We start from the raw sequence: 24,117 nt of genomic DNA, 5'->3' as shown, positions 1-24,117 counted from the left end.
GCGCGCGCCGTTTACTCGCCGCCTTCAGCCGCCGGAACGGACTCGATCTGCTCCGGCGCATTGGCGATCACCCTGAGCACCGCCGTCCAGGCATCGACGTTCTGCTGCAGGGCTATCGGATCGACCTTGTCGAGCGTGTCGTCGGGCGTGTGGTGCAGGTCGAAGTAATGCATCCCGTCCTGTCCGAGATCGATCACCGCCAGCTTCTGGTGTGCGATGATCGGCGCGACATCGGCCCCGCCTTCGGTTGGGCCGTCATGCGGCACGATGCCCAACGGCCATAACGCCGCCCTGACCTTGTCCACCAGCGCAGCATTGCCCTCGGCAAAAGTCGTCTTGAGCTGCCAGACCTTGTCGGCGCCGAAGTCGCTTTCCATCGCGACGGCATGCGGCTCGCTGCCATGGACCTTCACGTAGTGATCGCCGCCACCGCCGGAGATGCCCATTTCCTCGTTGCCCGACCACAGTACGCGGATCGTGCGCAGGGTCTTGCCGTCCTTCTGCGCCGCCAGTGCCGCGGCGGTGATGATCCCGCAGCCTGAAGCATCGTCGATCGCGCCGGTGCCCAGATCCCAGGAGTCGAGGTGGCAGGCGAGCAGGATGATGGGCAATGACGGATCGCGCCCCGGCAGTTCCGCCACGACATTGCCCGAAGGCGCATCGGGAAACGGTTTGCCCATCAGCTTCAGGTCGATGCTCATCGGTTTGCCGCGCGAAGCGACGCGGGCAATCAGGTCCGCATCGGGGTTGGAAACGGCGCCAGCCGGGATCGGCTTCACGTCCTTGGCGAAAACGGTGGCGCCGGTATGCGGATTGCGGTGGCTGTCGGTACCGACCGAACGGATGACGATGCCGGAGGCCCCCTTCTGCGAGGCGATGGTGGGCCCCTTGCGACGGACATCGCCGTAGGGCCCGTAACCCGAACCGTCCTGCGTGGGGCGCATGGCGTGGTCGACGAAAGCGATCTTGCCCTTCAGTGAACCTGCCGGAGCCGCCTCGAGCGCAGCCAGCGTCGGGAAATAGACCAGTTCTGCCTTGAGGCCCTGTACCGGGGTCGGCACCGAGAAACCGAGCGCGGTGATCGCCAGCGGCTGCTGGTAGGGTGCAGTCAGGCGGGCATGTTCCTCACCGCGCTGCCAGGCGAGAGTCTTGAACTCCTCGATGGAGACATGGCTGAAGCCGAGCGCCTTGAGGCGCGCCTCAGCCCATGCACGGGCGCGCGCTTCGCCATCCGAACCTGCAATGCGCGGACCGATTTCGGTGGTGAGACCTTCGACGATGTCCCACGCCACGCCCGCGCCTTGTGTGGGCGTGGCACTGACCGGAACGGGGCTGAAGGAGGCGAATGCGGTCGCTGCAAGCAGGGCAGCGCAAAAGGTTTTGCGTAGCATGGACAATGCCTAACGCCCTGCCCGGCCATTTCCAATCCCAAGTCGCAATTCTTGACCGGGCCAATGCGCGGCAAGCGGCGAAATCTTGACGGGGTCGGCAGCAATCCCCATTTGCAGCTCAACTTTGCGACGCTCTCGACGCAGGCCCAGCGCCATTCCGGCAAGAACCGACACGTCCACCTGCCAGCAACCTTGCGGCTGGTGGCCCGCCCCTGTAGAGCACGCCGCAAATTCCGACACGCCAGATCCCAGAGGAAACCGATGGCCGCGCAATACGCCTTCGTCATGAAGAGCATGACAAAGACCTTCCCCGGCGCCCAGAAGCCGGTGCTTTCGAATATCAACCTGCAGTTCTACCAGGGTGCCAAGATCGGCATCGTCGGCCCGAACGGTGCAGGTAAGTCGACCCTGATGAAGATCATGGGCGGCATCGATACCGATTTCACCGGCGAAGCATGGCCCGGCGAGAACATCACCGTCGGCTACCTGCCGCAGGAACCGCAGCTCGACACGAGCAAGACCGTGCTCGAAAACGTCAAGGACGGCGCGCGCGAAACGGCCGACAAGATCGACCGCTTCAACGAGATCTCCATGATCATGGGCGATCCGCCGGAAGACTGCGACTTCGACGCGCTCATGGCCGAAATGGGTGAACTGCAGGACCAGATCGATGCCGTGGACGGCTGGACCCTCGACAACCAGCTCGAAGTGGCGATGGAAGCGCTGCGCTGCCCGCCGGGCGACTGGTCGGTGGAAAGCCTCTCGGGTGGTGAAAAGCGCCGTATCGCGCTCACCCGCCTGCTCATCCAGAAGCCCGACATCCTGCTGCTGGACGAACCGACCAACCACCTCGACGCAGAATCCGTCGAATGGCTGGAAAACCATCTAAAGGAATATGCCGGTGCGGTGCTGATGATCACCCACGACCGCTACTTCCTCGACAACGTGGTGGGCTGGATCCTCGAACTCGACCGCGGAAAGTACTTCCCTTACGAGGGCAACTACTCGACCTACCTCGAGAAGAAGGCCAAGCGCCTCGAACAGGAAGACCGCGAGGCGACCGGCCGCCAGAAAGCCCTCAAGGACGAGCTTGAGTGGATCCGCGCTGGCGTCAAGGGTCGTCAGACCAAGTCAAAGGCCCGTATCCGCAAGTTCGAGGAACTGCAGAACGCGCAGGATCAGCGTACCCCGGGCAAGGCCCAGATCGTCATTCAGGTGCCCGAGCGCCTTGGCGGCAAGGTCATCGAAGCCAAGGGCATCTCCAAGGCGTTCGGCGACAAGCTGCTGTTCGAGGACCTCTCGTTCATCCTGCCGCCGGGCGGCATCGTGGGCGTTATCGGCCCCAACGGTGCGGGTAAGTCGACCCTGTTCAAGATGCTGACCGGCCAGGAACAGCCCGACAGCGGCACCATCGAGATCGGCCAGACGGTTCACCTCGGCTACGTCGACCAGAACCGCGACCACCTCGACGGCAAGAACAACGTCTGGGAGGAAATCTCCGACAAGCTCGACTACATGAAGGTCAACGGCCACGACATGTCGACGCGCGCCTATGTCGGCGCCTTCAACTTCAAGGGCCAGGACCAGCAGAAGAACGTCGGCAAGCTCTCGGGCGGTGAACGCAACCGCGTCCACCTCGCCAAGATGCTCAAGCAGGGCGGCAACGTGCTCCTGCTCGACGAACCGACCAACGACCTCGACGTCGAAACCCTCGGTGCCCTTGAAGAAGCCATCGAGAACTTCGCCGGCTGCGCCGTGGTCATCTCGCACGACCGCTTCTTCCTCGACCGTCTCGCGACGCACATCCTCGCCTTCGAGGGTAACAGCCACGTCGAATGGTTCGAAGGTAACTTCGAAGCTTATGAAGAGGACAAGCGCCGCCGCCTCGGCGATGCGGCCGACCGTCCCACGCGTCTTGCCTACAAGAAGCTGACGCGCTGACGACATCGCCTCAACCATGATATGCAGGCCGTCGCTCCGGGACACCGGATCGGCGGCCTGTTCATTTTAAAGAAGCTATACATTAACGAAGAGCTGCAACCCGGTTCACGTTCAGGACAGCGCCGATGGCCTAGAACCAATACAGGATGAGCCGCAATCGCCGTGCGGCAAGTTCGGTTTTGGAGACCGGATATGGCAAGAATGATGAACATTAAGGCGGGTGCACTTTTTTCAGCTGGAGCTTGGGGGGCAATGGCCATCGCCGTTGCCGGTCTCACAGCGCCCAGCGTGGCCGAAGCCGCATCGCGCCCCGATAACAACCGCAGCGAAAGTCGCGGCAACGACAGCCGCGCGGAACAGTTCCGTGCACAGATGCGACAGGGTTCTTCGGCAAACGCCCCCCGGCGGGACACCTCGCAAAGGCAGAGCGCTCGCCCGGACGATCAGCCACGCCGCGACTGGTCGCGCAGCAATGGCAACCGTGTCCGTCAGGAAGCGGCGCCCTCCCAGAACCGCAGTTGGTCGGGAAACCGGTCCTCGCGGGACAGCAGCCGCGAATTGCGTACCGAAGAGGACCGCAGAAACGCCTGGCAGGACAAGTTGCGCAACGGCGGCTACGAACGCCGCTCGGAACAGCGGGCAGATCGGCGTGACAACGACCGTGACGACCGCCGCGCGGAAACGCGTCGGGACTGGCGGGATCAATCGCGCAACGACTCCAGCCGCCGCGACAACGACACTTGGCGAAACAACGACAGTCGCTGGCGCGAAAACGAGAGATGGCGGGACAACGACAACCGTTGGCGCAATAACGACAGGTGGCGGGACAACGACAGCCGCTGGCGCGATCACGACCGCCGCGACTATCGCGATGCTCGGCGCTGGAACCGCAACGACTGGCGCCGTGACAAGCGTTATGACTGGCGCGACTATCGGGCGCGCAACCGATCAGTCTACCGGATCGGCCGCTACTATTCGCCGTACAGCAACTACTCGTATCGGCGCATCGGTATCGGCTTCTCGCTGGGCTCGGTGTTTTACAGCTCGCGCTACTGGATCGACGATCCCTGGTACTACAGGCTGCCCGAGGTCTACGGCCCCTATCGCTGGGTCCGCTACTATGACGACGTGCTGCTGGTGGACATCTACTCCGGCGAAGTGGTCGACGTGATCTACGACTTCTTCTGGTAGACCGAAGACAAAAGGCAAATGAAAGGCCCCCGGTTCCTCCACCGGGGGCCTTTTTCATGCCCGCAACGAATGGAACGGCGTAATTCCGGCAGGGTTTTACCGAATGGAACGAAGCAATTGATTTGTTGAACATTACCGGTAGTCTGTCGATCGAGATGCCAGCCACGCCTCATCCGGACTGCAGGGCGCTTGCAAGGATCGGTGCTTCGGTCCGGGAGCGCCTTTCCGGCCAGCCTGCGGTCAGGCGACTGCCCATTGAAGCAGTCGAAATCTACACCTCGAACAGTTTTCTCAGCGCGTCCGATTGCGCCCACATTATGGCGCTCATCGACACTTGCGCCTGTCCTTCGCGCCTGCTGGAAGAAGAAGGCTGGGACGATTACCGTACCAGCTATTCGGGGGACATCGACACGCAGGACAGGATCGTGCGCGATCTCGAACTGCGCCTCAGCGACTTCACCGGCATCGCTCCATCCTGCGGGGAATCGGCGCAGGGCCAGCGCTATGAACGCGGCCAGTACTTCAACGAGCATTGCGACTGGTTCGACACCGAGGCCGGCTACTGGCGGCAGGAACGGCGCTGCGGCGGCCAGCGCAGCTGGACTGCGATGATCTACCTCAACGCGGTGGAGGAAGGCGGCCGGACCGACTTTACCCACATCGGCCTGAGCATCCCGCCCGAACCCGGTTGCCTCCTGCTGTGGAACAACGCATTGCCCGACGGGACCCCCAACCCGCTGACCATGCATGCAGCCCGGCCAGTCATCAGGGGCGTCAAGTACGTCGTCACCAAGTGGTTCCGGGTTCGCAACTGGCAATGAAATTTCGCAACGCGGTTTCGCTTCTGGCGTTGGGCATGTCCTGTGCGCTTGCCCTTCCGGTCGGGCCGGTCACCGCCGATGCCGCCACACGAACATCTCTGCAGGTGTCTGCAGCGGATGCGGAGCGCAATCGGCTGCGCCTGCTTCGCCTCTTTGCCGAGGACGCGCAACGCGAGGACGACCTCGATCCCCTGACCCCGCTCTATGGCGGAGATGGGGCCGGAACCACGGCGGAAGGCGCCCCGTTCGAACGCCTGTACACCGACGCCCTCGACCGTGACATACAGGTCTCCGCCAGCCGCAGCCGAGAGGTCCTGCACACGATCGACCGTGCCACTCTGCCGCCCGATCTGCAGCTCTCCTACGATACCTTCGCAGCGCTCAAGGACGAGGAACTGGCTTGGCTTCAGCCGGAGCTGCGCCGCCTTACCAAGGTGCGCCCGTTCAACCACTTCGGCGGTCTGCATGTCGAATTCCCGGCCATGATCGCACCGGGCGGCACAAACGACTATGCCGATGAGGCAGACTACCGGCGCGCCATTGCGCTCTACCGTGCCTTTCCCCGGGTGATCGACAATGCCATCGCCCGATTTCGACAGGGCATGGCTTCAGGCGTGGTCGAACCGCGCCTGACGGTCATTAACATGATCGCCCAGATCGACGCCCTGCTGGCCCAACCCTACGAGCAGTCGCCCTTCTCCGCCCCCCTTCGGCAAGCCCCGGAGACGCTCTCGGCCAAGAGCCGCAAGGCGCTCGAACCGGCATTGCGTGGGGCTACACGCGAGGCGATCTGGCCTGCCTATCGGCGCCTGCGGCAATTCCTGCAGGACGACTATCTTCCAACCGCACGCGCTTCTGTCGGGCTGGGCGACATGAAGGGTGGCGCGCAGCTCTATCGCGCCCTCATCCGCCGCGAGACGACGCTTTCGCTCGAGCCGGAAGCGATCCACGAACTCGGTCTCTCCGAAGTCGCCCGCATACAGCGGGAAATGGACGGAGTGCGCGAACAGCTCGGAATTGCCGAAACCCTCCCCGCATTCTTCGATGAGATCCGCGACGATCCTCGCTTTCACCCTACCAACGACAGCCAGCTCACCGACGGTTTCATGCGCATCGGCAAACAGGTCGAGGCCGCCTTGCCACGCTGGTTCGACCGGGTGCCCGAAACGCCCATGCTGATCGAGCCATACCCGGCCTATCGCGAGAAATTCGAAGCCGGAGGCAGCTATTCCGAAGGCGCGCCCGACCGCGGCAAGCCCGGCGTCTTCTACTACAACACCTACGACCTGCCGCACCGCTTCCTCAGCGGCATGACGACGCTCTACATGCACGAGGGCGTACCCGGACATCACTTCCAGATCAGTCTCGCGCAAGAGAACCAGAGCCTGCCCGGCTTCCAGCGCTACGGCGGCAACAGCGCCTTTGTCGAGGGCTGGGCCCTTTATGCAGAGACGCTGGGCTACGGCATGGGCTTCTACAAGGACCCGCTGCAGCACTGGGGCACGCTCGACGACGAAATGCTGCGCGCGATGCGACTGGTCGTCGATACCGGGATCCACGCCAAGGGCTGGTCGCGCCAGCAGGCGATCGACTACATGCTGGCCAATTCGGGGATGGGCCGCAGCGACGCGGAAGCCGAAGTCGACCGCTACATCGCGATGCCGGCACAGGCGCTCGCCTACAAGATCGGCGCGCTCACCATCCAGCGTCTGCGCGACAAGGCCCAGGCACAGCTCGGACCGCGATTCGACATCCGCAGCTTCCACGAGGAAGTCCTGGGGTCAGGCGGCCTGCCCCTGCCCATACTGGAAGCCAAGATCGACGGCTGGATCGCCGCAAGCCGCCCCCACCGCGCCGGAAACTAGACAGGTCACGACTTGCGGTTCGATAGGGTCGGGACCGCGAAGCCGATCCCTTCGCCGCCGAATCCGCAGATTCAGTATTCCTCGCCAGCCTCCGAAGCACGGCGCGCCTCGAGAAATTCGATGAGGTGATCGAAGCGCCGGTGGAGTCGCAGGATCTCCAGCTGCGTGCGCAAGTTGACTTCGTAGTCGTGCCGCGCGGCGATGCGATCCTTGTCCGCCTGACGGTTCTGACTCATCATGATCACCGGCGCCTGGATCGCCGCCAGCATCGAGAGGATCAGGTTGAGGAAGATATACGGGTAGCCATCGAAGGGATGCAGCCCGAACGCCTCCAGCACGTGGCTGTTGATCAGCATCCAGCCGAGCAGCACCACGGCAAAGCCGATGATGAAGCCCCAACTGCCGCCGATAGCTGCAACCCGGTCGGCGAGACGGTCGCCGCGACTGGCATGAGTCGCGGCGATCTCGTCGGCATCGGGGCCGATCAGGGTGCCCGCGGCGATGCGCCGAAGGACGTTCTGCTCTTCCTGCCCCAGTTCGCTGAACTTGCGTCCGAGAAGTTCCTCGGCCAGTTGCTCAGGCGTGCGCCGGGGCAGTTGCATCATTGGCTGGAAAGCGCCTCTGCGATCAGCTTGCGCGTCTCGGGAATGCCGTAGAGTGCGATGAAGCTGCCCATGCGCGGGCCCTGACTGGAACCGAGCAGGGTTTCGTAAAGCGCCTTGAACCAGTCACGCAGGTTGCCGAAGCCATAAGCCTCGTCCTTGCCGATTTCATAGACCATGTTCTGCAGCTCCTCTGCCGAAGTATCCGCACCCGCCTTGGCCAGCTCGGCATCGAGCGCCTTGAGCGCTTCGGCCTCATTGGCGGCAGGAGCGCGGCGTACCAGCGTCGGGGCGATGAAGTCCCGGTTGGTGGCAAGCGCGGCCCGCACCAGTTCGCCAAGTTCCGGATGCGCCTCGGGGGTCGCTTCGGCGACGTAGTTGCCAAGATACGACCAGACCTGATCTGCCGTCGCATCGGCGCCCAAGACGCCCACGAGGTTCAGCAGCAGCGAGAAGGTCACCGGCAAGGTATCGCCCGCGCCCTGTCCGTTGCCGGTTGCGCGCAGCAGGTGCCAGACCGGATTGCCGAGCTGCTTGTCCAGCGCCTGATCGGGCAGGTTGCCGCGGAACTGCCAATACTCGTCGACCGCCTTGGGGATTACGCCGACGTGCAGCTGCTTGGCGCTCTTGGGCTCGCGGAACAGGTAGAAGCCCAGGCTTTCCTCGGTGCCGTAGGTCAGCCACTGCTCGATGGTCAGGCCATTGCCCTTGGACTTGGAGATCTTCTCGCCGTTCTCGTCGAGGAACAGTTCGTAAATCAGACCTTCGGGCTTACGGCGCCCGAGAATCTGCGAGATCTTGCCCGACTGGGTAACCGAGTCGGTCAGGTCCTTGCCGCACATCTCGTAGTCGACACCCAGGTCTACCCAGCGCATCGCCCAGTCGACCTTCCACTGCAGCTTGGCATGGCCGCCGAACACGGACTGCTCGACCGTCGTGCCGTCCTCATCCGTGAAGCGGATCATGCCCGTGGCGGGATCGAGGACTTCGACCGGAACCTGCAGCACCACGCCCGTCGTCGGCGAGACCGGCAGGACCGGCGAATAGGTCTTGCGGCGCTCTTCGCGAAGCGTGGGCAGCATGACGCCCATGATGGCGTCGTAGTGCGAGAGCACGTTCGACAGGGCCTTGTCGAAGGCGCCCGAATTGTAACGGTCGCTGGCCGAGACGAATTCGTACTCGAAGCCGAAACGATCGAGAAATTCACGCAGCATCGCGTTGTTGTGATGCGCAAAGCTTTCGAACTTCTCGAACGGATCGGGGATGCGGCTCAGCGGCTTGCCGAGATTGTCCGCCAGCAACTGGGCATTGGGAATGTTGTCCGGGACCTTGCGCAGCCCGTCCATATCGTCCGAAAAGGCGACCAGCCGAGTCGGCGCGCCACCGGTGAGGGTTTCGTAGGCGTGACGCACCAGCGTCGTGCGCAGAACTTCCTGGAACGTGCCGATATGCGGCAGGCCCGAGGGACCGTAGCCGGTTTCGAACAGCATGGGTTCTCCGCCGGGTTTGCCGTCCGGGTAGCGCTTGAGCAGCTTCTGGGCCTCCTGGAAGGGCCAGGCCTTGGACACACGGGCGGCTTCGATCAGGGCATTCTCAGTCATGAGGCGCTCTTCTTCGAAACGCACGCATTTCGCAAGCGCGAAGCTGCATTGGAACCGGGTCGGGACAGGCCCGTTATGTTCAAAAGGGACCGAAAGGGACGGAGATATCGTGAATTACGTCGAAACATTGCGCACTGAACTGGAGGCTATGGGCAAAGGAGTCGTCCAGGCCCTGCCCTCTCTGGTCATCGCGCTTGTCGTTCTGCTGGTCACATGGATCGTTGCCCGCACCGCTGTGCGCATTGCCGATCGCATCACCGGCAGAACCGCAATCCGCAACGATCTCAAGCAGCTGCTCGATACCCTGGTGCGATTGCTGGTGTGGATCATCGGATCGCTGATTGCCCTCACCATCGCCATTCCCAGCTTCACCCCGGCAGGCGCCTTCGCAAGTCTGGGTGTCGGCGCTCTCGCCATCGGCTTTGCATTCCAGGACATTTTCGAAAATTTCCTCGCCGGCGTGCTGATCATGCTGCGCGACAAGATGAACATCGGCGACTCGGTGATCTGCGGAAGCATCAGCGGCAAGGTCGAGAGGATCACCTTGCGCGAAACGCACATCCGCCAGTTCTCGGGCGAGCTGACCGTCGTTCCCAACTCGATGCTGTTCAAGAACCCGGTCGAAATCCTCACCGATCAGCCCCTGCGCCGCAACGAGATCGTCGTCGGCGTCTCCTATGACACCGATCTCGGGCCCGCTCAGGACGTCATCCAGAAGGCGGTCGAGAGTGTCGAGGCAGTCGACAAGGAAAAAGGCGTGGTCGTCTTCGCCCAGACGTTCAATTCCAGCTCGGTGGACTTCCTCGTCCAGTGGTGGAGCGACACCGTTGCCCAGGACCTGCGCCTGACCAAGAGCCAGATCGTCATGGCGGTGAAGACCGCGCTCGACGAGGCGGGCATCGAGATCCCGTTCCCCTACGTCACCAATACCTTCAAGGAACCGCTTCCCCTTGAACGGGCAAAAAACCTCGAGCCGGTCAACGAGAACGCGGCCTGAGGCGAATCCAGTCTGCCGCGCGCGATTCCATACGGCACCCGGACAATGAAAGACCCGTCAGCAAGCCGCGAATGGCCTGCCGCCGGGTCTTTCCGATTCCGGCCATATTGCGCCGGGTTACTGCCAGGACCATTCGTACTGGAGCGGGCCTTCGCGAAAGGCGAAGCGGTCGATGTGGTTCGCCACGACTTCGGTCAGGCGTTCCAGCGTCGCCTTGTCCTCGCCGGTGATCTCAATCGCGATACCTTGATCGTCTCCGGCCATCGTCGTGACCGCGGCCGGGAAATGTACCTTGCCGGTATCGCCATCGACTTCGACCTCGAACTTGTGGCTCCAGTGCTTGCAGATCTGGCGCACGTACTTGCCGCCGTTGGGCGTTGCGACTTTCGCTGCGATCGTGCTCATTTTTCGATCCTTTCGATATTGCGCGTAGCCTCGTCGATGGCTTCCGCCACTCGCAGGATGAACTTACGGTCCGCACCTTCGACCGAAAGACGGTCGAAGACGGCGGTCTTGAGGTTCTGCATGGCGCGGCGAACCGGCGCGGGGTCAACCTTCTCGCGGGCCTCGGCCAGAGCGGCAAGACGCTGGCGCAGGGTCTTTGCCTTGTCGGCATCGGCCTCGGTCTGTCTGCGCCCCTCTTCCGTCGCTTCGTAAGACTTGCGAGCCCCTTCGTCCGAGCCGACCGCGATCCAGCCCGCCTCTTCCATGTAGGTGAGTGCAGGATAGACTACGCCGGGACTGGGCGCATACTCGCCGCCAGAGATTGCCTCAATCTCACGGATCAGATCGTAGCCGTGGCGCGGCGCTTCTGCGATCAGGGCCAGCAACAGTGTCTGCAACTCCGCCTGGTCGAAAATCCGCCGGCGCCGACCGCCGCGCATGCCGCGACCGCCGCCGAAGCCCGGACCGCCGGCCCCACCGCCGCGACCGTGCCTACCGCGGCCTTCGAAAATCTCATCGTCCAATCCGTCACGTCCCGGCCCGAAGGGACCGCGCATGCCGCCCCGCCGTCCACGCATACCGCGGGCGCGCCGTACAAGGGCGATGTCCCTATCATAATCGTCGCGCGCGAAACCCCGTCCGCCGCGCTTGGGGTTACCGTTCATTTGTCTCATCTTATTTCCATCGATCTTCATGATCGCGTCAAGATATATCTTAGAAGGATTTTTGCAAGACGCGAATTTGTATCAGGACGTAATTTCCTGCGGGAAGCGGTACAGAGCCATTTCCAAATCCTGCCCGTCATCCCTAAGACCCGATCATGTCCGCGCTTCCCCTACCCGCACTGCACGCCAGTCACGGCGGCAGTTGGCTGCGCGACGGCAACGCGGGGACGCGGACCGTCTCAAAGGGCGAAGCGATGATGGCCGCGGCCGATACGCCGCTGCTGATCCTGAACGCCCCACTGCTGGCAACCCGCCTCGGCTATCCCGACCTATCCGGGCTCGACCTGCTCGAACTCTTCGCTTTCGTGCATCCCGCCCGCTTTGTCGTACCCACGCCCAAGGGTTTGGCCCATGCCCTCAACCTGACCGAACCGGACGGCGAACCCGATGTCCCGCGCCTGTTGCAGGAAGCAGCCGGCAAGTTACTAGAGACTTGCGAGAGCACGGAATGGCCGGAACGCGAAGGCGCTTGGACGGCCCTGCAATCGCTGGTGCGCATGCGCTGGCCATGGGCCACGCTGCTGGGCACGCGCATCGCCAAACCCCAACGCGCCGAGCGCTGGCTCTTTACGCGCCTGCTTGAGTGGGAAGAAACTGCTGACCAGCCCCAGCCCCGGCAGGTCGAACTGAGCGAAACGGATGTCCTGCAACAGTTGCAGACGCTGACCGGCGCCAAGGCCGAGCAGCGCGAAGGACAGCGCGCCTATGCCGCCCAGTCCGCCGCCGCATTCTCGCCGCGCAAGGCATCGGGGCAGCCCAATGTGCTGCTGGCTCAGGCCGGAACCGGTATCGGCAAGACCCTGGGCTACCTCGCCCCCGCCTCGCTGTGGAGCGCCCAGTCGGGCGGCACCGTCTGGGTATCGACTTATACCAAGGCCCTGCAGCGCCAACTGCGGCAGGAAAGCCGCCGCGCGTGGCCGGAACGTCGGCCCGACGGCAGCCAGCCCGTCGTCGTGCGCAAGGGGCGCGAGAACTACCTGTGCCTGCTGAACCTCGAGGATGCACTGCAGGGCGGCTTTGCCGGACGCGCCGCGATCCTTGCCCAGCTCGTCGCGCGCTGGGCGGCATATACCCGCGACGGCGACATGATCGGCGGCGATCTGCCGGGCTGGCTCGGTACCCTGTTCCGCCAGCGCGGCATCACTGCCCTCACCGACCGGCGCGGCGAATGCGTCTATGCCGGGTGCCCGCACTACCGCAAATGCTTCATCGAGCGGTCATCGCGGGCCAGCGCGCAGGCCGATCTCGTGATAGGCAATCATGCCCTCGTCATGGTCAATGCCGCGCGCGGTCGCGATCACGCCGCCCGCCCCACCCGCATCGTGTTCGACGAGGGTCACCATGTCTTCGACGCCGCGGACTCCACGTTCGCGGCGGCACTTTCGGGCAGCGAGACGATCGAGCTGCGCCGCTGGGTGATCGGACCTGAGAAGGCCTCGCGCGGCCGACGGCGCGGTCTCTCCGCCCGGCTTGCCGACATCGTCAGCTACGACGAGGCCGGCGCCAAGGCCATCGCCGCCGCACGGGCCGCCGCAGAGGCCCTGCCCGGGGACGGCTGGATGCAACGGATCAACGAAGGCGCGCCGTCCGGACCGCTCGAGGACCTGCTCGCATCGGTACGGGCCACCGTCTATGCCCGAGACGAGAGCGGCGGACAGGAAGCCGGGTACGGTCTGGAAACCGAAGCTGCGGGCCTCGACGGCACCTTCATCGAAGTCTCGCAAGCCGCGCGCGAAGCACTTGCCGACTTGCGCCAGCCGCTGATGCGACTCGGCATGCGGCTGGAAGCCCTGCTGGAAGATCCGCCCGACTGGCTGGACGGCCAGGGTCGCGCCCGTATCGAGGGTGCCCGCCACTCGCTGTCCTGGCGCATCGACCTGCTTGCGGCATGGGAAGCCCTGCTCGACCGCCTGGGCGGTCCGGCCGATCCGGAATACGTCGACTGGCTGGCAGTCGACCGTTCGGAAGCGCGTGAGTTCGACATCGGCATTCACCGTCACTGGCTCGATCCGATGAAGCCCTTTGCCAAAGTGGTGCTCGAACCGGCGCACGGCGTCGTCATGACCTCGGCCACGCTGCGCGACGGCGACGACTGGGGCAAGGCGGTGGCCCGGTCCGGCGTCGAACACATCGGCGTGACCCCGCGCCTCTCCGCCCATGCCAGCCCCTTCGACTATGCAAAGCAAGCCGAAGTCCTGATCGTCACCGACGTCCCGCGCGGCGACATTCCGGCCCTTGCGGCGGCCTACGCGCGTTTGATCGAGGCCTCGCACGGCGGGGCACTGGGCCTCTTCACGGCGATCCGGCGCCTGCGCGCCGTCCATGGCCGCATTGCCGACCGACTCGCCCGCACCGGCCTGCCTCTATACGCACAGCACGTCGACCCGATCGACACCGGCACGCTGGTCGATATCTTCCGCGACGATCCGGCAGCCTCGTTGCTGGGTACCGATGCCTTGCGCGACGGTGTCGACGTACCGGGAGACTCGTTGCGACTGGTGGTGATGGAGCAGGTACCCTGGCCGCGACCGACCATCCTGCATCGCGCCCGGCGACTTGCCGGTGGCGGTGGCAGCTATGACGATGGCATCATCCGCGCCCGACTGGCCCAGGCTTTTGGACGCCTCATCCGCAGCCGCGACGACCACGGCCATTTCGTCGTACTTTCTGCTGCATTCCCCTCACGTCTGCTGAGCGCCTTTCCCGAAGGGACGCCCGTCCTGCGGATTTCTCTGGAGGAGGCTTTACATCGGGTCGCTGCCAATGCTTCAGAAGAAGCGTATAGACCCGATCACGCCGCCCGGCCCTGAATACGAGCTTGCCTGACTGATGAAGACCCTCGGCATTTTTCGCCACGCAAAGTCGGACTGGAACGATGCGCGCCTGCGTGACTTCGACAGGCCCCTCAACAAGCGTGGCCGCAAGGGGGCAGCAGTCATGGGCGAGCATATCCGCAATGACGGCAGGACGTGGAAGCGCGTGCTGGCCTCACCTGCGGTTCGCGTCACCCAGACGATCGAACTTGCCTCCGAAGCGGCCGGATTGTCGCCGCCGGTCACGTGGGATCGCCGGATCTACCTCGCCAACTCGGCAACGCTGATAGACCTCCTGCGCGAACAGGAAGGCGATCCCGCCTCGATCATGCTGATCGGCCACAACCCGGGACTTGAGGACCTGATCTTCGATCTCGTTCCCGACGATGGCAGCAGCCCGTTGCGCGACATCGTCGAGGAGAAGTTCCCGACCGCGGCCTACGCCGTGCTGGAACTGGATATCGAGAGCTGGGACGATATCGACGAGAACTGCGCCCGGATCGTCCACCTCGTCCGGCCGAGGGATCTCGATCCCGAACTGGGACCGAGCCTCACCGACTGACCGAATTTGTCGAAAGCTGGGTAAATGCGAGGCAAGAGACGCAAGGCGTCTCAGGCTACCGCCAGTGCTGCTGCCAGTTGCGCACGAATCTGCCTGAGCTCACCGATGATGGCATCGCTTGCCGCGTCCGGGACCTGCGGCTTGACGTCAGGCGTCACGATCGCAGTGGGCGCCGGCTGGGAATCCTGATCCTCGATCGCCTTGCGTGCACCGCGTAGCGTGTAGCCTTCCTGGTGGACGAGACGGTTGATCTCAACCACAAGCGCCACGTCCTCACGACGATAATACCGCCGACCGCCGCTGCGTTTCACAGGCTGAAGCGATGGGAACTGCTCTTCCCAGTAGCGCAGGACATGCTGACGGATGCCCAGCGCCTTGCTGACCTCACCGATGGTTCGCAGAGCCTCCGGATCTTTTCCGTCATCGAAAACCGGGATGTCGGAAAAGGTATTCATCGGCTCTGTTCCTTCAGTCTCCGGCGATCCTGTCTTTCAGCATCTGGCTCGCCCGGAATGTCATAACCCGTCTTGGCGTGATCGGCACTTCCACCCCGGTCTTGGGATTGCGGCCGATACGTTCGCCCTTGTCCCGTAACAGGAATGTGCCGAATCCCGAAATCTTGACGTTCTCGCCCGAACTGAGCGCCGTCGACATGTGTTGAAGAATAGCCTCGACCATCGCCAGCGACTCCGCGCGCGACAGACCTAGCTTCTTGTGGATCGCTTCCGCGATCTCAGCTCGCGTCAATGTATCCGTTGAGCCCATCGAACCCGCTTCCCCTCTGAGCGCCAACCCCCGCGCTGATAATATGATTTAACAGGGAAAAAGGCAATCCTACGTCAATTAATGAACGCAGATAAACCTTAGGGGGTAGGTTCTCAGACTCGCAGCAGGCTCGCGCCCCAGGTGAACCCGCCGCCCATGGCTTCAAGGACGACGAGATCGCCTTCACGGATTCGGCCATCGCGAACGGCCTGATCGAGGGCCAGCGGCACCGAAGCAGCCGAAGTATTGGCGTGCTGGCCAACAGTCATGACGACCTTTTCAACCGGCAGGCCCAGCTTCTTGGCCGTCGCATCAAGGATACGGGCATTGGCCTGGTGAGGCACCAGCCAGTCGATGTCCGAAGACTGAAGTCCAACGTCTTCAAGCACTTCGTTGAGAACCTGGGCCAGGTTCACAACCGCGTGGCGAAATACTTCGCGGCCCTTCATGCGCAACTTGCCGACAGTCCCGGTAGTCGAAGGACCACCATCGACATAGAGCAATTCGTTGTGCGCACCATCGGCATGCAGGCGCGATGCCAGAATGCCGCGGGGCTTGTCGCTATCGCCCTGTTCCTGCGCCTCGAAAATCGCTGCGCCGGCGCCGTCACCGAAGAGCACGCAGGTCGTCCGGTCTTCCCAGTCGAGAATGCGCGAGAAGGTTTCCGAGCCGATGACGAGGGCACGATTGGCCATGCCGGAACGCAGCATCGAATCGGCTACGCCCACGGCATAAAGGAAGCCGGAACACACTGCAGCGACGTCGAAGGCGATGCCCCCGCCGCAACCGAGGTTGTTCTGAACGATCGTTGCCGAAGCCGGGAAGGTCTGGTCCGGCGTGGCGGTTGCCAGGATGATGAGGTCGATCGATGTCGCATCGATGCCTGCCGCTTCGATCGCCTTGCGCGCCGCATCGGTGGCAAGGCTGGAAGTCGTTTCGTCGGGCGCTGCGATATGGCGGTTGGAAATGCCCGTGCGCTCGACGATCCATTCGTCGCTGGTGTCGACCTGTGCCGCCAGTTCGGCATTGCTCACCGCGCGGCGTGGCAGGGCCGAACCGGTGCCGATCAGAACCGAGCGCCGGGTCATGCCCGCTCTTCCTGGTTCCGGGGCATGCGCAGCGAGGCTTCGCCTACGCGTGCTAGGTCGGCAGTGATCCGCTCGGTCACATTTTCCTCCAGGAGCCGCGCAGTCAGCGCAACGGCATTGGCCACGCCCGCAGCATTCGCGCTGCCATGGCTTTTCACGACGATGCCGTTCAGGCCAAGGAACACGGCGCCATTATGATTATTGGGGTCGAGATGGTGTTTTAGCAACTCGGTCGCCGGTCGCGAGATCAGGAACCCGATCTTGGATCGCAGCGAACTGGAGAAGCTGCGGCGCAGAAGGTCGCCGACGAATCGCGCCGTCCCTTCAACCGCCTTGAGGGCGATATTGCCCGAAAAACCGTCGGTCACGACGACATCTACATCGCCGCGGCAGACCTTGTCCGCCTCGGTGAAGCCGTCGAAGGACATGGAAAGGTCACCGGCCGCTGCCTTGAGCGTTGCCGCTGCATCGCGCAGCAGTTCCGTGCCCTTGATCTCTTCTGTACCGATGTTGAGCAGTCGCAGGCGCGGCTGTTCGCGGCCCGTCGCCACGCGGGCATAGGCAGCACCCATGATCGCGAACTGGACGAGATTGCGGCTGTCGCACTCGGTATTGGCACCGAGGTCGAGCATGACCACGTCATTGTCGCCCAGCGTCGGCAGGAGAGCCGCAAGCGCAGGACGATCGATGCCCGGCATCGTGCGCAAGGTCAGCTTGGAAATCGCCATCAGCGCGCCGGTATTGCCGGAGCTGACGGCTGCCCCCGCGTCGCCGGCCTTCACCGCAGCGATGGCACGCCCCATGGACGTACCCTTCGCGCGGCGCAGGGCCTGGCTCGGCTTGTCCTCGCCACTGATCACACCTTCGGTGTGCAGGATCTCCGATGCACCGCGAAGGTTCGGGTGATCCTCGAGCGCGGCCTTGATCCGCGTCTCGTCGCCGACGAGGAGGAAATTGAAACGGTCATGGCGACGGCGCGCGAGTGCCGCGCCCTCGATCATGACGCGCACGCCCTCATCGCCGCCCATCGCATCGATAGCGATACGCGGCAGAGTCATGGGCAATCTCCGAACTTCGTCTGAGGTCTTAGATTTCGACCGCGACGATCTCGCGACCGTTGTAGTGGCCGCAAGCGTTGCAGAGGTTGTGCGGACGCTTCAGCTCGCCGCAGTTCGGGCACTCATGAAACGCTTCAACCTTGAGGGCATCATGGCTGCGGCGCATGCCCCGGCGGGACGGGGTCGTTTTTCTCTTAGGGACAGCCATTTTGGCACCTGTTCCTGGAAATGCGTTAATGTCAAAAAGGCCGCCGGGAACCGTCACCCGGAACCGGCGGCTTGCGAAGGCGCGCCTATAACCGATTTCTCACGAGTTGCAACCCGTTGATACCTCCCTCATGTAGCCAAAACCACATTGGGGGAGATGCCCGGGATGATTCTACAGACGACTCTGTGCCTTGCCGCTGCTGCTGCGGTCATCAATTTCTGGCTGCTCACGCGGGTCGGCAGACTGCGCATGGCGGCCAAGGTCCTGCACGGAGACGGCGGCAATGAAGCAATCGCGCGCCGGATGCGCGCGCAGCTCAATTTCGTGGAGAACACGCCCTTCGTCCTCATCCTGATCGCGGCGATCGAAATGAGCGGCAAGGCCGGTTCCTGGCTGGCGATCGTGGGCGCCATATATATGGCCGCGCGCGTCGCCCACGCCTTCGGCATGGACAGGTCGGACGCGAATCTCCTTCGCGCGGGCGGAATCATCGTGACCGTCCTAACCCTGCTGGGCCTTTCAGTGGTGGCGATCCTGATCGCGCTGGGCCGTCTCTGATCCGTCAGGACGCGCGGCGTGAAAGCGCCGCGTCGCTGACGTAGGGATTGTGGCGGCGCTCGTCGCCGAAGGTGCTGACGGGGCCATGGCCGGGCACGAAAGTCACATCATCACCCAGCGGCCAGAGACGCGTGGTGATCGATTCGATCAGATCGTCGTAATTCCCGCGAGGAAAGTCCCAGCGCCCGATGCCGCCCTGGAACAGGACATCGCCGACCATGGCGAACCTGCTGGGCGCGTGATGGAACACGACATGTCCGGGCGTGTGCCCTGGACAATGATAGACATCGAGCGTCAGTTCGCCGACCTGAACCTGATCGCCATTCTCCAGCCAGCGGTCAGGCTCGAACGTATGCGCGTCCATGTTCCAGCGCGGACCGTCGTCAGTGAGCTGGGCAATCCAGAAGCGATCCTCTTCCTGAGGCCCTTCGATCGGCACGCCCATTTCCTTGGCGAGTTCGCCTGCCATGCCGCAGTGATCGAGGTGCCCGTGCGTGACCAGCACCTTTTCCAGCGTCACACCGGTTTTCTCCAGTGCGGCCTTCAACTTGTCGAGATCGCCGCCGGGATCGACCAACGCCCCGCGCATGGTCTTGGTACACCACAATAGCGTGCAGTTCTGCTGGAGCGGGGTGACGGGAATGATTCCCACGCGCATCGGCGGTTCGGTCTGGGTCATGGGACGGGAAATGGCGGCCAATCTCTGCGATTGCAACCGTCCAGCCAACACGCTGGCGATCAGGCGCCACTGCTAAAGCCGGCCGCCCTTCCAGACCACACGCCCGATCACGTCGATGCTGTCCGCCGAACATTCGATGGGCTCATAGACCTTGTTGTCGCTGATGAGCCGAATGCGCCCGTTCGGACCGCGCTCGATCCGCTTGACCAGCAGGTTCCCTTCATGTCGTACGACGTGAATGCCCTCGCGAAGGCCACGCACTGTGCGGTCGACAAGTATCTCGTCGCCGTCCTGCAAGGTCGGCACCATCGAATCGCCGGCCACGGCAATCGCGCTCAGCGCACCGGGATCGAGCCCCATGCCGCGCAGCCAGCGCGGGGAAAAACGGATCGAGCCCACCAGCTCCTCCTCAACGGCGAAGGCACCACCGCCGGCCGAAGCGTCGACCGCAAGTCTGGGCACATCGACCCAGTCCTGACGCCTCTTGGAAGAAATTTCCTTCGGCTGTCCCAGGAGCGATTCGTCCACCCCGAAAAACCGCGCGAGCTTTCCGCGATCGCCTTCCTCCAGCTTTCGCGGGCTGCCCTTGCGAACGAACTGCTGGAGATAACTGGGATTTTTTCCGAGCATTCGCGACAGGGCGGAGAGACTGACGCCACGTTTCTCGGCCAGTTCCAGCAGCGCTCCGCGGGGATCGGTCATGTCCATTTTGTAATCCGTAGGTGAAGGAAATTTCCTAGACAAGTAGGATTTCGATTGGAACATATCATGAACACCGCAAACGAATCCAACACGGAAAGGATCAGGATCGATGCTTTTGCGTCAGATCGAACGCTTCCTGCGCCAGACGGACATGCCCTGGACCAAGTTTGGGCGGCTCGCGGCACAGGACCCGCGCTTCGTGGCCGACTTGCGCAATGGCCGCATTCCCCGCGCCGCCACAGCGGCACGGGTCGAGGAATTCATGCAAAACTACCAGGAGACCAATCATGCGCATTGACCCCGCTTCAGACCGCTCGATGCTCGACACGCTGCGAGCCCGCGCTTCAGGATCGGCCCGGCGCGGCCCCTGGCTGAAGCTCCTGTCCGACGTCCTCACTCTCGCCGGCCCGCAAGCGGAACTGCTGCGGCATGGGGAACGGCCCTGGAGCAGCGCCACCTTTTCGGGCAGCCGCCACAGCATCGCCCTGTCGTTTACCGGTGAGCGCGCGGTCGACGCCGGAGAAGCGCTCATCGCTTCCCTGCCCGATCATGAGTTCGCCATCCCCGGCCACCTCGTCGCCGATGCCACGATCACCGGCGTCGATCACGAGAACGGCCCCGAACCGCGCATGACGGTCGAGGCCGAACTGCTCCTGCTAGAGGAGGGCTGATCGAGGCAAAAACCTGTCTCCGGGCGCTCAGAGCGCCCGGGACAGATCCTTGATCTCCGTGTTCAGGATGCGGTCGTTCTCCGAGTAGTCGACCGGACAGTCGATCACGTGAACGCCGGGAGTATCGCGGCAATGGGCCAGCAGTTCATTGAGGTGCTGCGCGCTTTCCACCCGGTAGCCCCTGGCGCCATAGCTTTCGGCATACTTGACGAAATCGGGGTTGTTGTAGGTCAGGCCGAAGTCGGCAAAGCCCATGTTCGCCTGCTTCCAGCGAATCATGCCATAGGCATTGTCATTGAGGATCAGCACGGTCAGGTTCAGGCCGAGGCGTACCGCGGTTTCCAGCTCCTGACTGTTCATCATGAACCCGCCGTCGCCGCAGATCGCCATGACCTTGCGCTCGGGATAGACCATGGCGCTCGCCATCGCGGAAGGAAGCCCTGCCCCCATCGTCGCCAGCGCGTTGTCGAGCAGGACGGTGTTGGGCTTGCAGGCACAGAAGCCGCGGGCGAACCAGATCTTGTAGACGCCATTGTCGAGGCAGATGATGGCATCGTCGGGCATCGCATCGCGCACCTGCTGCACGAGGTGCGGCGGGAAGATCGGGAAGCGTTCGTCGGCCGCCAGCTTCGCGGTGTGCTCCACCTCGGCCTTGCGGAAGCCGAGCATGGCGTCAAAATTCCACTTCTCCGACGGCACGATCGCTTCCTTGATCTGCCACATGGCATTGGCGATATCGCCGATCACCTCGATATGCGGGAAGTAGACCGGGTCCACTTCGGCCGTCTTGGTCGAGATATGGACGACGACGCGGTCATCGCGCGTGCCGTCGTTGTGCATGAAGAACGGCGGCTTCTCGATCACGTCGTGCCCGATATTGAGGATGCAGTCGGCGTCCTCGATGGCGCGGTGGACGAAGTCCCCGGCCGAAAGCGCCGCACAGCCCAGGAACTTGGGATGGCGCTCATCGATCACGCCCTTGCCGAGCTGGGTAGTGAGGAAGGGAATGCCGGTCTTCTCGACGAATTCGCCCAGCATCTTGCTGGTCATCTTGCGATTCGCACCGGCACCGATCACCAGCAGCGGCTTTCTCGCGTTCTGCAGGGCTTCGACGGCCTGGGCGATCGACTTCACGTCAGCCGTCGGGCGGCGGACGATCGAACGGCGCACGGGACGCGAATCGGTGTGCTCGTCGGCGATATCCTCGGGCAGTTCGATGTGCGTCGCGCCCGGCTTTTCCTCTTCGGCGATCCTGAAGGCTTCGCGCACACGGCTCGGGATGTTGTCCGAGGACGCCATCTGGTGCGCATACTTGGTGATCGGCCCCATCATCGACACGACGTCGAGGATCTGGAAACGGCCCTGCTTCGATTTCTTTATCGGCTTCTGGCCAGTAATCATCAGCATCGGCATGCCGCCGAGCGTCGCATAGGCCGCGGCAGTCACGAAATTGGTCGCGCCCGGCCCCAGGGTCGAAAGGCACACGCCGGTCTTGCCGGTATGCCGTCCGTAGGTAGCCGCCATGAAGCCTGCACCCTGTTCATGCCGGGTCAGGATGAGCTTGATCTTCTCCGATCGCGAAAGCGAGTCGAGAAAATCGAGGTTCTCTTCACCGGGAACGCCGAAAATGTACTCGACGCCCTCCTCTTCAAGGCACTCGATAAAAAGATCTGAAGCCTTGCGCTTGTCGCCCTCTGCCATTTCCGCTTTCCCCGTTCCTGGTTTTTTTTCAGAGCCGGTATAGGACTATCCGGTCTCGCGTCATGCGCAAAATACGCATTCCGGCGCAGCCTGCGCCCTGATGAATGGGCTAGCGACCTCTTCCTTTAAATAGGGCTAAAGCGGCAAAATCAGTTGCGCGCACGGGACAGCGAGACGCGCAGCGGGCGCCGCTGACCAGTCAATGGACCATGAAGTCCGCGTACCGCCCGCCGGCGCCGCCATGCGACGGGGGCCAGGCGAAGGCCGGGCTCAGCCCAGCTTCCACTCCCAGCCAAGCGGATCGCCATCCATCGCCTCGACGCCCTTCGCGGCAAGTTCGTCGCGCAGGGCATCGGAGGCGGCAAAGTCCTTTGCGGCCCGTGCTTCCTTGCGCGCCGCCAGCGCAGCCTCGATTTCCGCTTCGGAGATGACCGCGTTCTTCGGGCGCAGACGCAGATCGGCGCGGGACGTTCCGAAGAGGCCGAGGCCGAGCACCGCATCCATGGCCTCCACCACCGCGCGCTTGGCCGCGGGATCGACCTTCTTCGCAGCGAGCACGTCTTCCAGCGCCGTCAATGCGACCGGGGTGTTGAGATCCTCGGACATCGCCTTTTCGAAGGTCTCGATCATCGCCGCGAGCTTGGGGTGCGAAGGCGCTCCGGCTTCAACGTCGGCAAGGCGTTCGGCGGCCATGATCATGCGCTTCAGGCGGGTAAGGGCGGCACCGAGGCCATCCCACGAGAACTCCAGTTCCGAACGGTAATGCGCCTGCAGGCACATCATGCGGTAGGCGAGCGGGTGATAGCCCCTGTCGATCAGGAGTTGCAGGCGAAGGAACTCGCCCGAGGACTTGCTCATCTTGCCCGAGCGCTCGACGAGGAAGTTGTTGTGCATCCATACGCGCGCACCCGAATTGGCGGGAATGTCGAGCCCGTTGGTGCAGCAGAAAGCCTGGTTCTGCGCGATCTCGTTCGGGTGATGGATCTCGCGGTGGTCGATTCCTCCGGTGTGGATATCGAAGGGGAAGCCCAGCAACTTGCCCGACATGACCGAGCATTCCAGGTGCCAGCCCGGCGCGCCCGGACCCCACGGCGAATCCCATTCCATCTGGCGCTTCTCGCCCGCCGGAGTCTTGCGCCAGATCGCGAAGTCGGCCGCATTGCGTTTGCCGTCGACGGCCTCGATGCGCCCCTCGCCCTCCTCCGTCACGGCTCGGGCCAGACGGCCGTAGTCAGCCACTGTAGAGACGTCGAAGTAGAGGCCACTGTCGATTTCGTAGCAGTGCTTGTCGGCGATCTGCTTCGCAAACTCGATCATCTGCGGCACGTATTCCGTCGCTACCGACCACTGGGCGGGCTGACGAATGTTGAGCGCTGCGATGTCGGCCCAATATGCCTCGGTATAGTGGCGGGCGATGTCCCAGATGGACTGCGCCTTCTCGGCTGCCATCTTCTCCATCTTGTCCTCACCGGCATCGGCATCGTCGGTCAGGTGGCCGACATCGGTGATGTTGATGACGTGGGTGAGCCTGTAGCCCTTGTGGCTCAGCGTACGCCCGAGGATGTCGGCAAAGACATAGGCACGCATGTTGCCGATATGCGGGTAGTTGTAGACCGTCGGCCCGCACGAATAGACCCGCGCCTCGCCCTCATGGACGGGCTGGAACGGTTCCAACTGGCGGGTCAGGCTGTTGAACAGCGTCAGTGCATGGGCATCGGTCATGGCCGAGGGGCA

24 protein-coding genes are annotated in these 24,117 nt (G+C 63.3%); 10 read left to right on the top strand and 14 right to left on the bottom strand.

From position 1 onward, the window contains the following. Positions 1 to 11: 11 nt before the first annotated feature. Entirely contained in the window at positions 12 to 1,391 is a 1,380-nt protein-coding gene (locus tag SPHV1_RS21655; protein ID WP_054948069.1) for a M28 family peptidase, read from the bottom strand. Positions 1,392 to 1,652: 261 nt separating this feature from the next. Here SPHV1_RS21655 and ettA point away from each other — a divergent pair, with 261 nt between their 5' ends. From ettA to SPHV1_RS21635, 4 genes are all read left to right on the top strand, one after another. Then, positions 1,653 to 3,332: an energy-dependent translational throttle protein EttA gene (gene ettA, locus SPHV1_RS21650; protein WP_054948068.1), complete on the top strand. Its 1,680-nt coding sequence runs from the start codon at positions 1,653 to 1,655 to the stop codon at positions 3,330 to 3,332. Between the two features lie 252 nt (positions 3,333 to 3,584). Beyond that, the gene (locus SPHV1_RS21645; RefSeq protein WP_054948067.1) at positions 3,585 to 4,523 is read left to right on the top strand and encodes an RcnB family protein; all 939 of its coding nucleotides are present in this window, start codon (positions 3,585 to 3,587) and stop codon (positions 4,521 to 4,523) included. A gap of 125 nt (positions 4,524 to 4,648) precedes the next feature. Continuing rightward, complete coding sequence (locus SPHV1_RS21640) at positions 4,649 to 5,344, top strand: 2OG-Fe(II) oxygenase (protein WP_369817969.1); 696 nt, start codon at positions 4,649 to 4,651, stop codon at positions 5,342 to 5,344. Next, the gene (locus SPHV1_RS21635; RefSeq protein WP_054948066.1) at positions 5,341 to 7,209 is read left to right on the top strand and encodes a DUF885 family protein; all 1,869 of its coding nucleotides are present in this window, start codon (positions 5,341 to 5,343) and stop codon (positions 7,207 to 7,209) included. Before SPHV1_RS21640 ends, SPHV1_RS21635 begins: the two co-directional genes overlap by 4 nt. Positions 7,210 to 7,280: 71 nt before the next feature. On the opposite strand, the gene SPHV1_RS21630 is transcribed toward SPHV1_RS21635, so the two are convergent. Both SPHV1_RS21630 and SPHV1_RS21625 read right to left on the bottom strand, forming a co-directional pair. Continuing rightward, positions 7,281 to 7,814 (bottom strand): DUF1003 domain-containing protein, encoded by a 534-nt coding sequence (locus tag SPHV1_RS21630; RefSeq protein ID WP_054948065.1) that lies wholly within the window; start codon positions 7,812 to 7,814, stop codon positions 7,281 to 7,283. Further along, a complete protein-coding gene (locus tag SPHV1_RS21625; RefSeq protein ID WP_054948127.1) occupies positions 7,811 to 9,412 on the bottom strand; it encodes a lysine--tRNA ligase in 1,602 nt (533 codons plus the stop codon). Before SPHV1_RS21625 ends, SPHV1_RS21630 begins: the two co-directional genes overlap by 4 nt. 109 nt (positions 9,413 to 9,521) lie before the next feature. Here SPHV1_RS21625 and SPHV1_RS21620 point away from each other — a divergent pair, with 109 nt between their 5' ends. Continuing rightward, the gene (locus SPHV1_RS21620) at positions 9,522 to 10,409 is read left to right on the top strand and encodes a mechanosensitive ion channel family protein (protein WP_054948064.1); all 888 of its coding nucleotides are present in this window, start codon (positions 9,522 to 9,524) and stop codon (positions 10,407 to 10,409) included. 117 nt (positions 10,410 to 10,526) lie between these two features. On the opposite strand, the gene SPHV1_RS21615 is transcribed toward SPHV1_RS21620, so the two are convergent. Together SPHV1_RS21615 and SPHV1_RS21610 are read right to left on the bottom strand one after the other, a co-directional pair. Beyond that, on the bottom strand, positions 10,527 to 10,814 hold the full coding sequence (locus tag SPHV1_RS21615) for a DUF2218 domain-containing protein (protein WP_054948063.1): 288 nt from the start codon (positions 10,812 to 10,814) through the stop codon (positions 10,527 to 10,529). Further along, complete coding sequence (locus tag SPHV1_RS21610; protein ID WP_197277772.1) at positions 10,811 to 11,518, bottom strand: PadR family transcriptional regulator; 708 nt, start codon at positions 11,516 to 11,518, stop codon at positions 10,811 to 10,813. Before SPHV1_RS21610 ends, SPHV1_RS21615 begins: the two co-directional genes overlap by 4 nt. Positions 11,519 to 11,673: 155 nt before the next feature. Between SPHV1_RS21610 and SPHV1_RS21605 the strand changes: the two genes are divergently transcribed. Together SPHV1_RS21605 and SPHV1_RS21600 are read left to right on the top strand one after the other, a co-directional pair. Beyond that, on the top strand, positions 11,674 to 14,388 hold the full coding sequence (locus SPHV1_RS21605; RefSeq protein ID WP_054948062.1) for an ATP-dependent DNA helicase: 2,715 nt from the start codon (positions 11,674 to 11,676) through the stop codon (positions 14,386 to 14,388). Positions 14,389 to 14,407: 19 nt separating this feature from the next. After that, positions 14,408 to 14,953: a histidine phosphatase family protein gene (locus SPHV1_RS21600; RefSeq protein WP_054948061.1), complete on the top strand. Its 546-nt coding sequence runs from the start codon at positions 14,408 to 14,410 to the stop codon at positions 14,951 to 14,953. 50 nt (positions 14,954 to 15,003) lie between these two features. Here SPHV1_RS21600 and SPHV1_RS21595 read toward each other — a convergent pair whose 3' ends face one another. From SPHV1_RS21595 to rpmF, 5 genes are all read right to left on the bottom strand, one after another. Next, positions 15,004 to 15,408, bottom strand: coding sequence for a MerR family transcriptional regulator (locus SPHV1_RS21595; protein ID WP_054948060.1), 405 nt, complete (start codon positions 15,406 to 15,408; stop codon positions 15,004 to 15,006). Between the two features lie 13 nt (positions 15,409 to 15,421). Next, the gene (locus SPHV1_RS21590) at positions 15,422 to 15,718 is read right to left on the bottom strand and encodes an integration host factor subunit alpha (protein ID WP_007015066.1); all 297 of its coding nucleotides are present in this window, start codon (positions 15,716 to 15,718) and stop codon (positions 15,422 to 15,424) included. A 113-nt stretch (positions 15,719 to 15,831) separates the two neighbouring features. Continuing rightward, positions 15,832 to 16,806 (bottom strand): beta-ketoacyl-ACP synthase III, encoded by a 975-nt coding sequence (locus SPHV1_RS21585; RefSeq protein ID WP_054948059.1) that lies wholly within the window; start codon positions 16,804 to 16,806, stop codon positions 15,832 to 15,834. After that, positions 16,803 to 17,864 carry a phosphate acyltransferase PlsX gene (gene plsX, locus SPHV1_RS21580; protein ID WP_054948058.1) on the bottom strand — a complete coding sequence of 354 codons (1,062 nt, stop codon included), beginning with the start codon at positions 17,862 to 17,864 and terminating at the stop codon, positions 16,803 to 16,805. The genes SPHV1_RS21585 and plsX overlap by 4 nt, the downstream gene beginning before the upstream one ends. 28 nt (positions 17,865 to 17,892) lie before the next feature. Continuing rightward, complete coding sequence (rpmF, locus tag SPHV1_RS21575; protein ID WP_013833797.1) at positions 17,893 to 18,072, bottom strand: 50S ribosomal protein L32; 180 nt, start codon at positions 18,070 to 18,072, stop codon at positions 17,893 to 17,895. Positions 18,073 to 18,237: 165 nt separating this feature from the next. Here rpmF and SPHV1_RS21570 point away from each other — a divergent pair, with 165 nt between their 5' ends. Further along, positions 18,238 to 18,630, top strand: coding sequence for an MAPEG family protein (locus tag SPHV1_RS21570; protein ID WP_054948057.1), 393 nt, complete (start codon positions 18,238 to 18,240; stop codon positions 18,628 to 18,630). Between the two features lie 4 nt (positions 18,631 to 18,634). Here SPHV1_RS21570 and SPHV1_RS21565 read toward each other — a convergent pair whose 3' ends face one another. Together SPHV1_RS21565 and SPHV1_RS21560 are read right to left on the bottom strand one after the other, a co-directional pair. Then, positions 18,635 to 19,309 carry an MBL fold metallo-hydrolase gene (locus SPHV1_RS21565; protein WP_054948056.1) on the bottom strand — a complete coding sequence of 225 codons (675 nt, stop codon included), beginning with the start codon at positions 19,307 to 19,309 and terminating at the stop codon, positions 18,635 to 18,637. Between the two features lie 72 nt (positions 19,310 to 19,381). Further along, positions 19,382 to 20,017 carry a LexA family transcriptional regulator gene (locus SPHV1_RS21560; RefSeq protein ID WP_054948055.1) on the bottom strand — a complete coding sequence of 212 codons (636 nt, stop codon included), beginning with the start codon at positions 20,015 to 20,017 and terminating at the stop codon, positions 19,382 to 19,384. A 103-nt stretch (positions 20,018 to 20,120) separates the two neighbouring features. Between SPHV1_RS21560 and SPHV1_RS21555 the strand changes: the two genes are divergently transcribed. Then, positions 20,121 to 20,309 carry a hypothetical protein gene (locus tag SPHV1_RS21555; protein WP_054948054.1) on the top strand — a complete coding sequence of 63 codons (189 nt, stop codon included), beginning with the start codon at positions 20,121 to 20,123 and terminating at the stop codon, positions 20,307 to 20,309. A 19-nt stretch (positions 20,310 to 20,328) separates the two neighbouring features. Continuing rightward, on the top strand, positions 20,329 to 20,682 hold the full coding sequence (locus tag SPHV1_RS21550; RefSeq protein ID WP_054948125.1) for a hypothetical protein: 354 nt from the start codon (positions 20,329 to 20,331) through the stop codon (positions 20,680 to 20,682). 27 nt (positions 20,683 to 20,709) lie between these two features. On the opposite strand, the gene SPHV1_RS21545 is transcribed toward SPHV1_RS21550, so the two are convergent. Together SPHV1_RS21545 and cysS are read right to left on the bottom strand one after the other, a co-directional pair. Further along, positions 20,710 to 22,383 carry an acetolactate synthase large subunit gene (locus SPHV1_RS21545; RefSeq protein WP_054948053.1) on the bottom strand — a complete coding sequence of 558 codons (1,674 nt, stop codon included), beginning with the start codon at positions 22,381 to 22,383 and terminating at the stop codon, positions 20,710 to 20,712. A gap of 270 nt (positions 22,384 to 22,653) precedes the next feature. After that, positions 22,654 to 24,105, bottom strand: a complete 1,452-nt coding sequence (gene cysS / locus SPHV1_RS21540; protein WP_054948052.1) for a cysteine--tRNA ligase — start codon at positions 24,103 to 24,105, stop codon at positions 22,654 to 22,656. Positions 24,106 to 24,117 lie beyond the last annotated feature (12 nt).

Source organism: Novosphingobium sp. KN65.2 (assembly GCF_001368935.1).
Lineage (GTDB): Bacteria > Pseudomonadota > Alphaproteobacteria > Sphingomonadales > Sphingomonadaceae > Novosphingobium > Novosphingobium mathurense.
The sequence above is the reverse complement of the archived record's forward strand: the minus strand, read 5'-3'. Positions and strand labels throughout refer to the sequence as shown.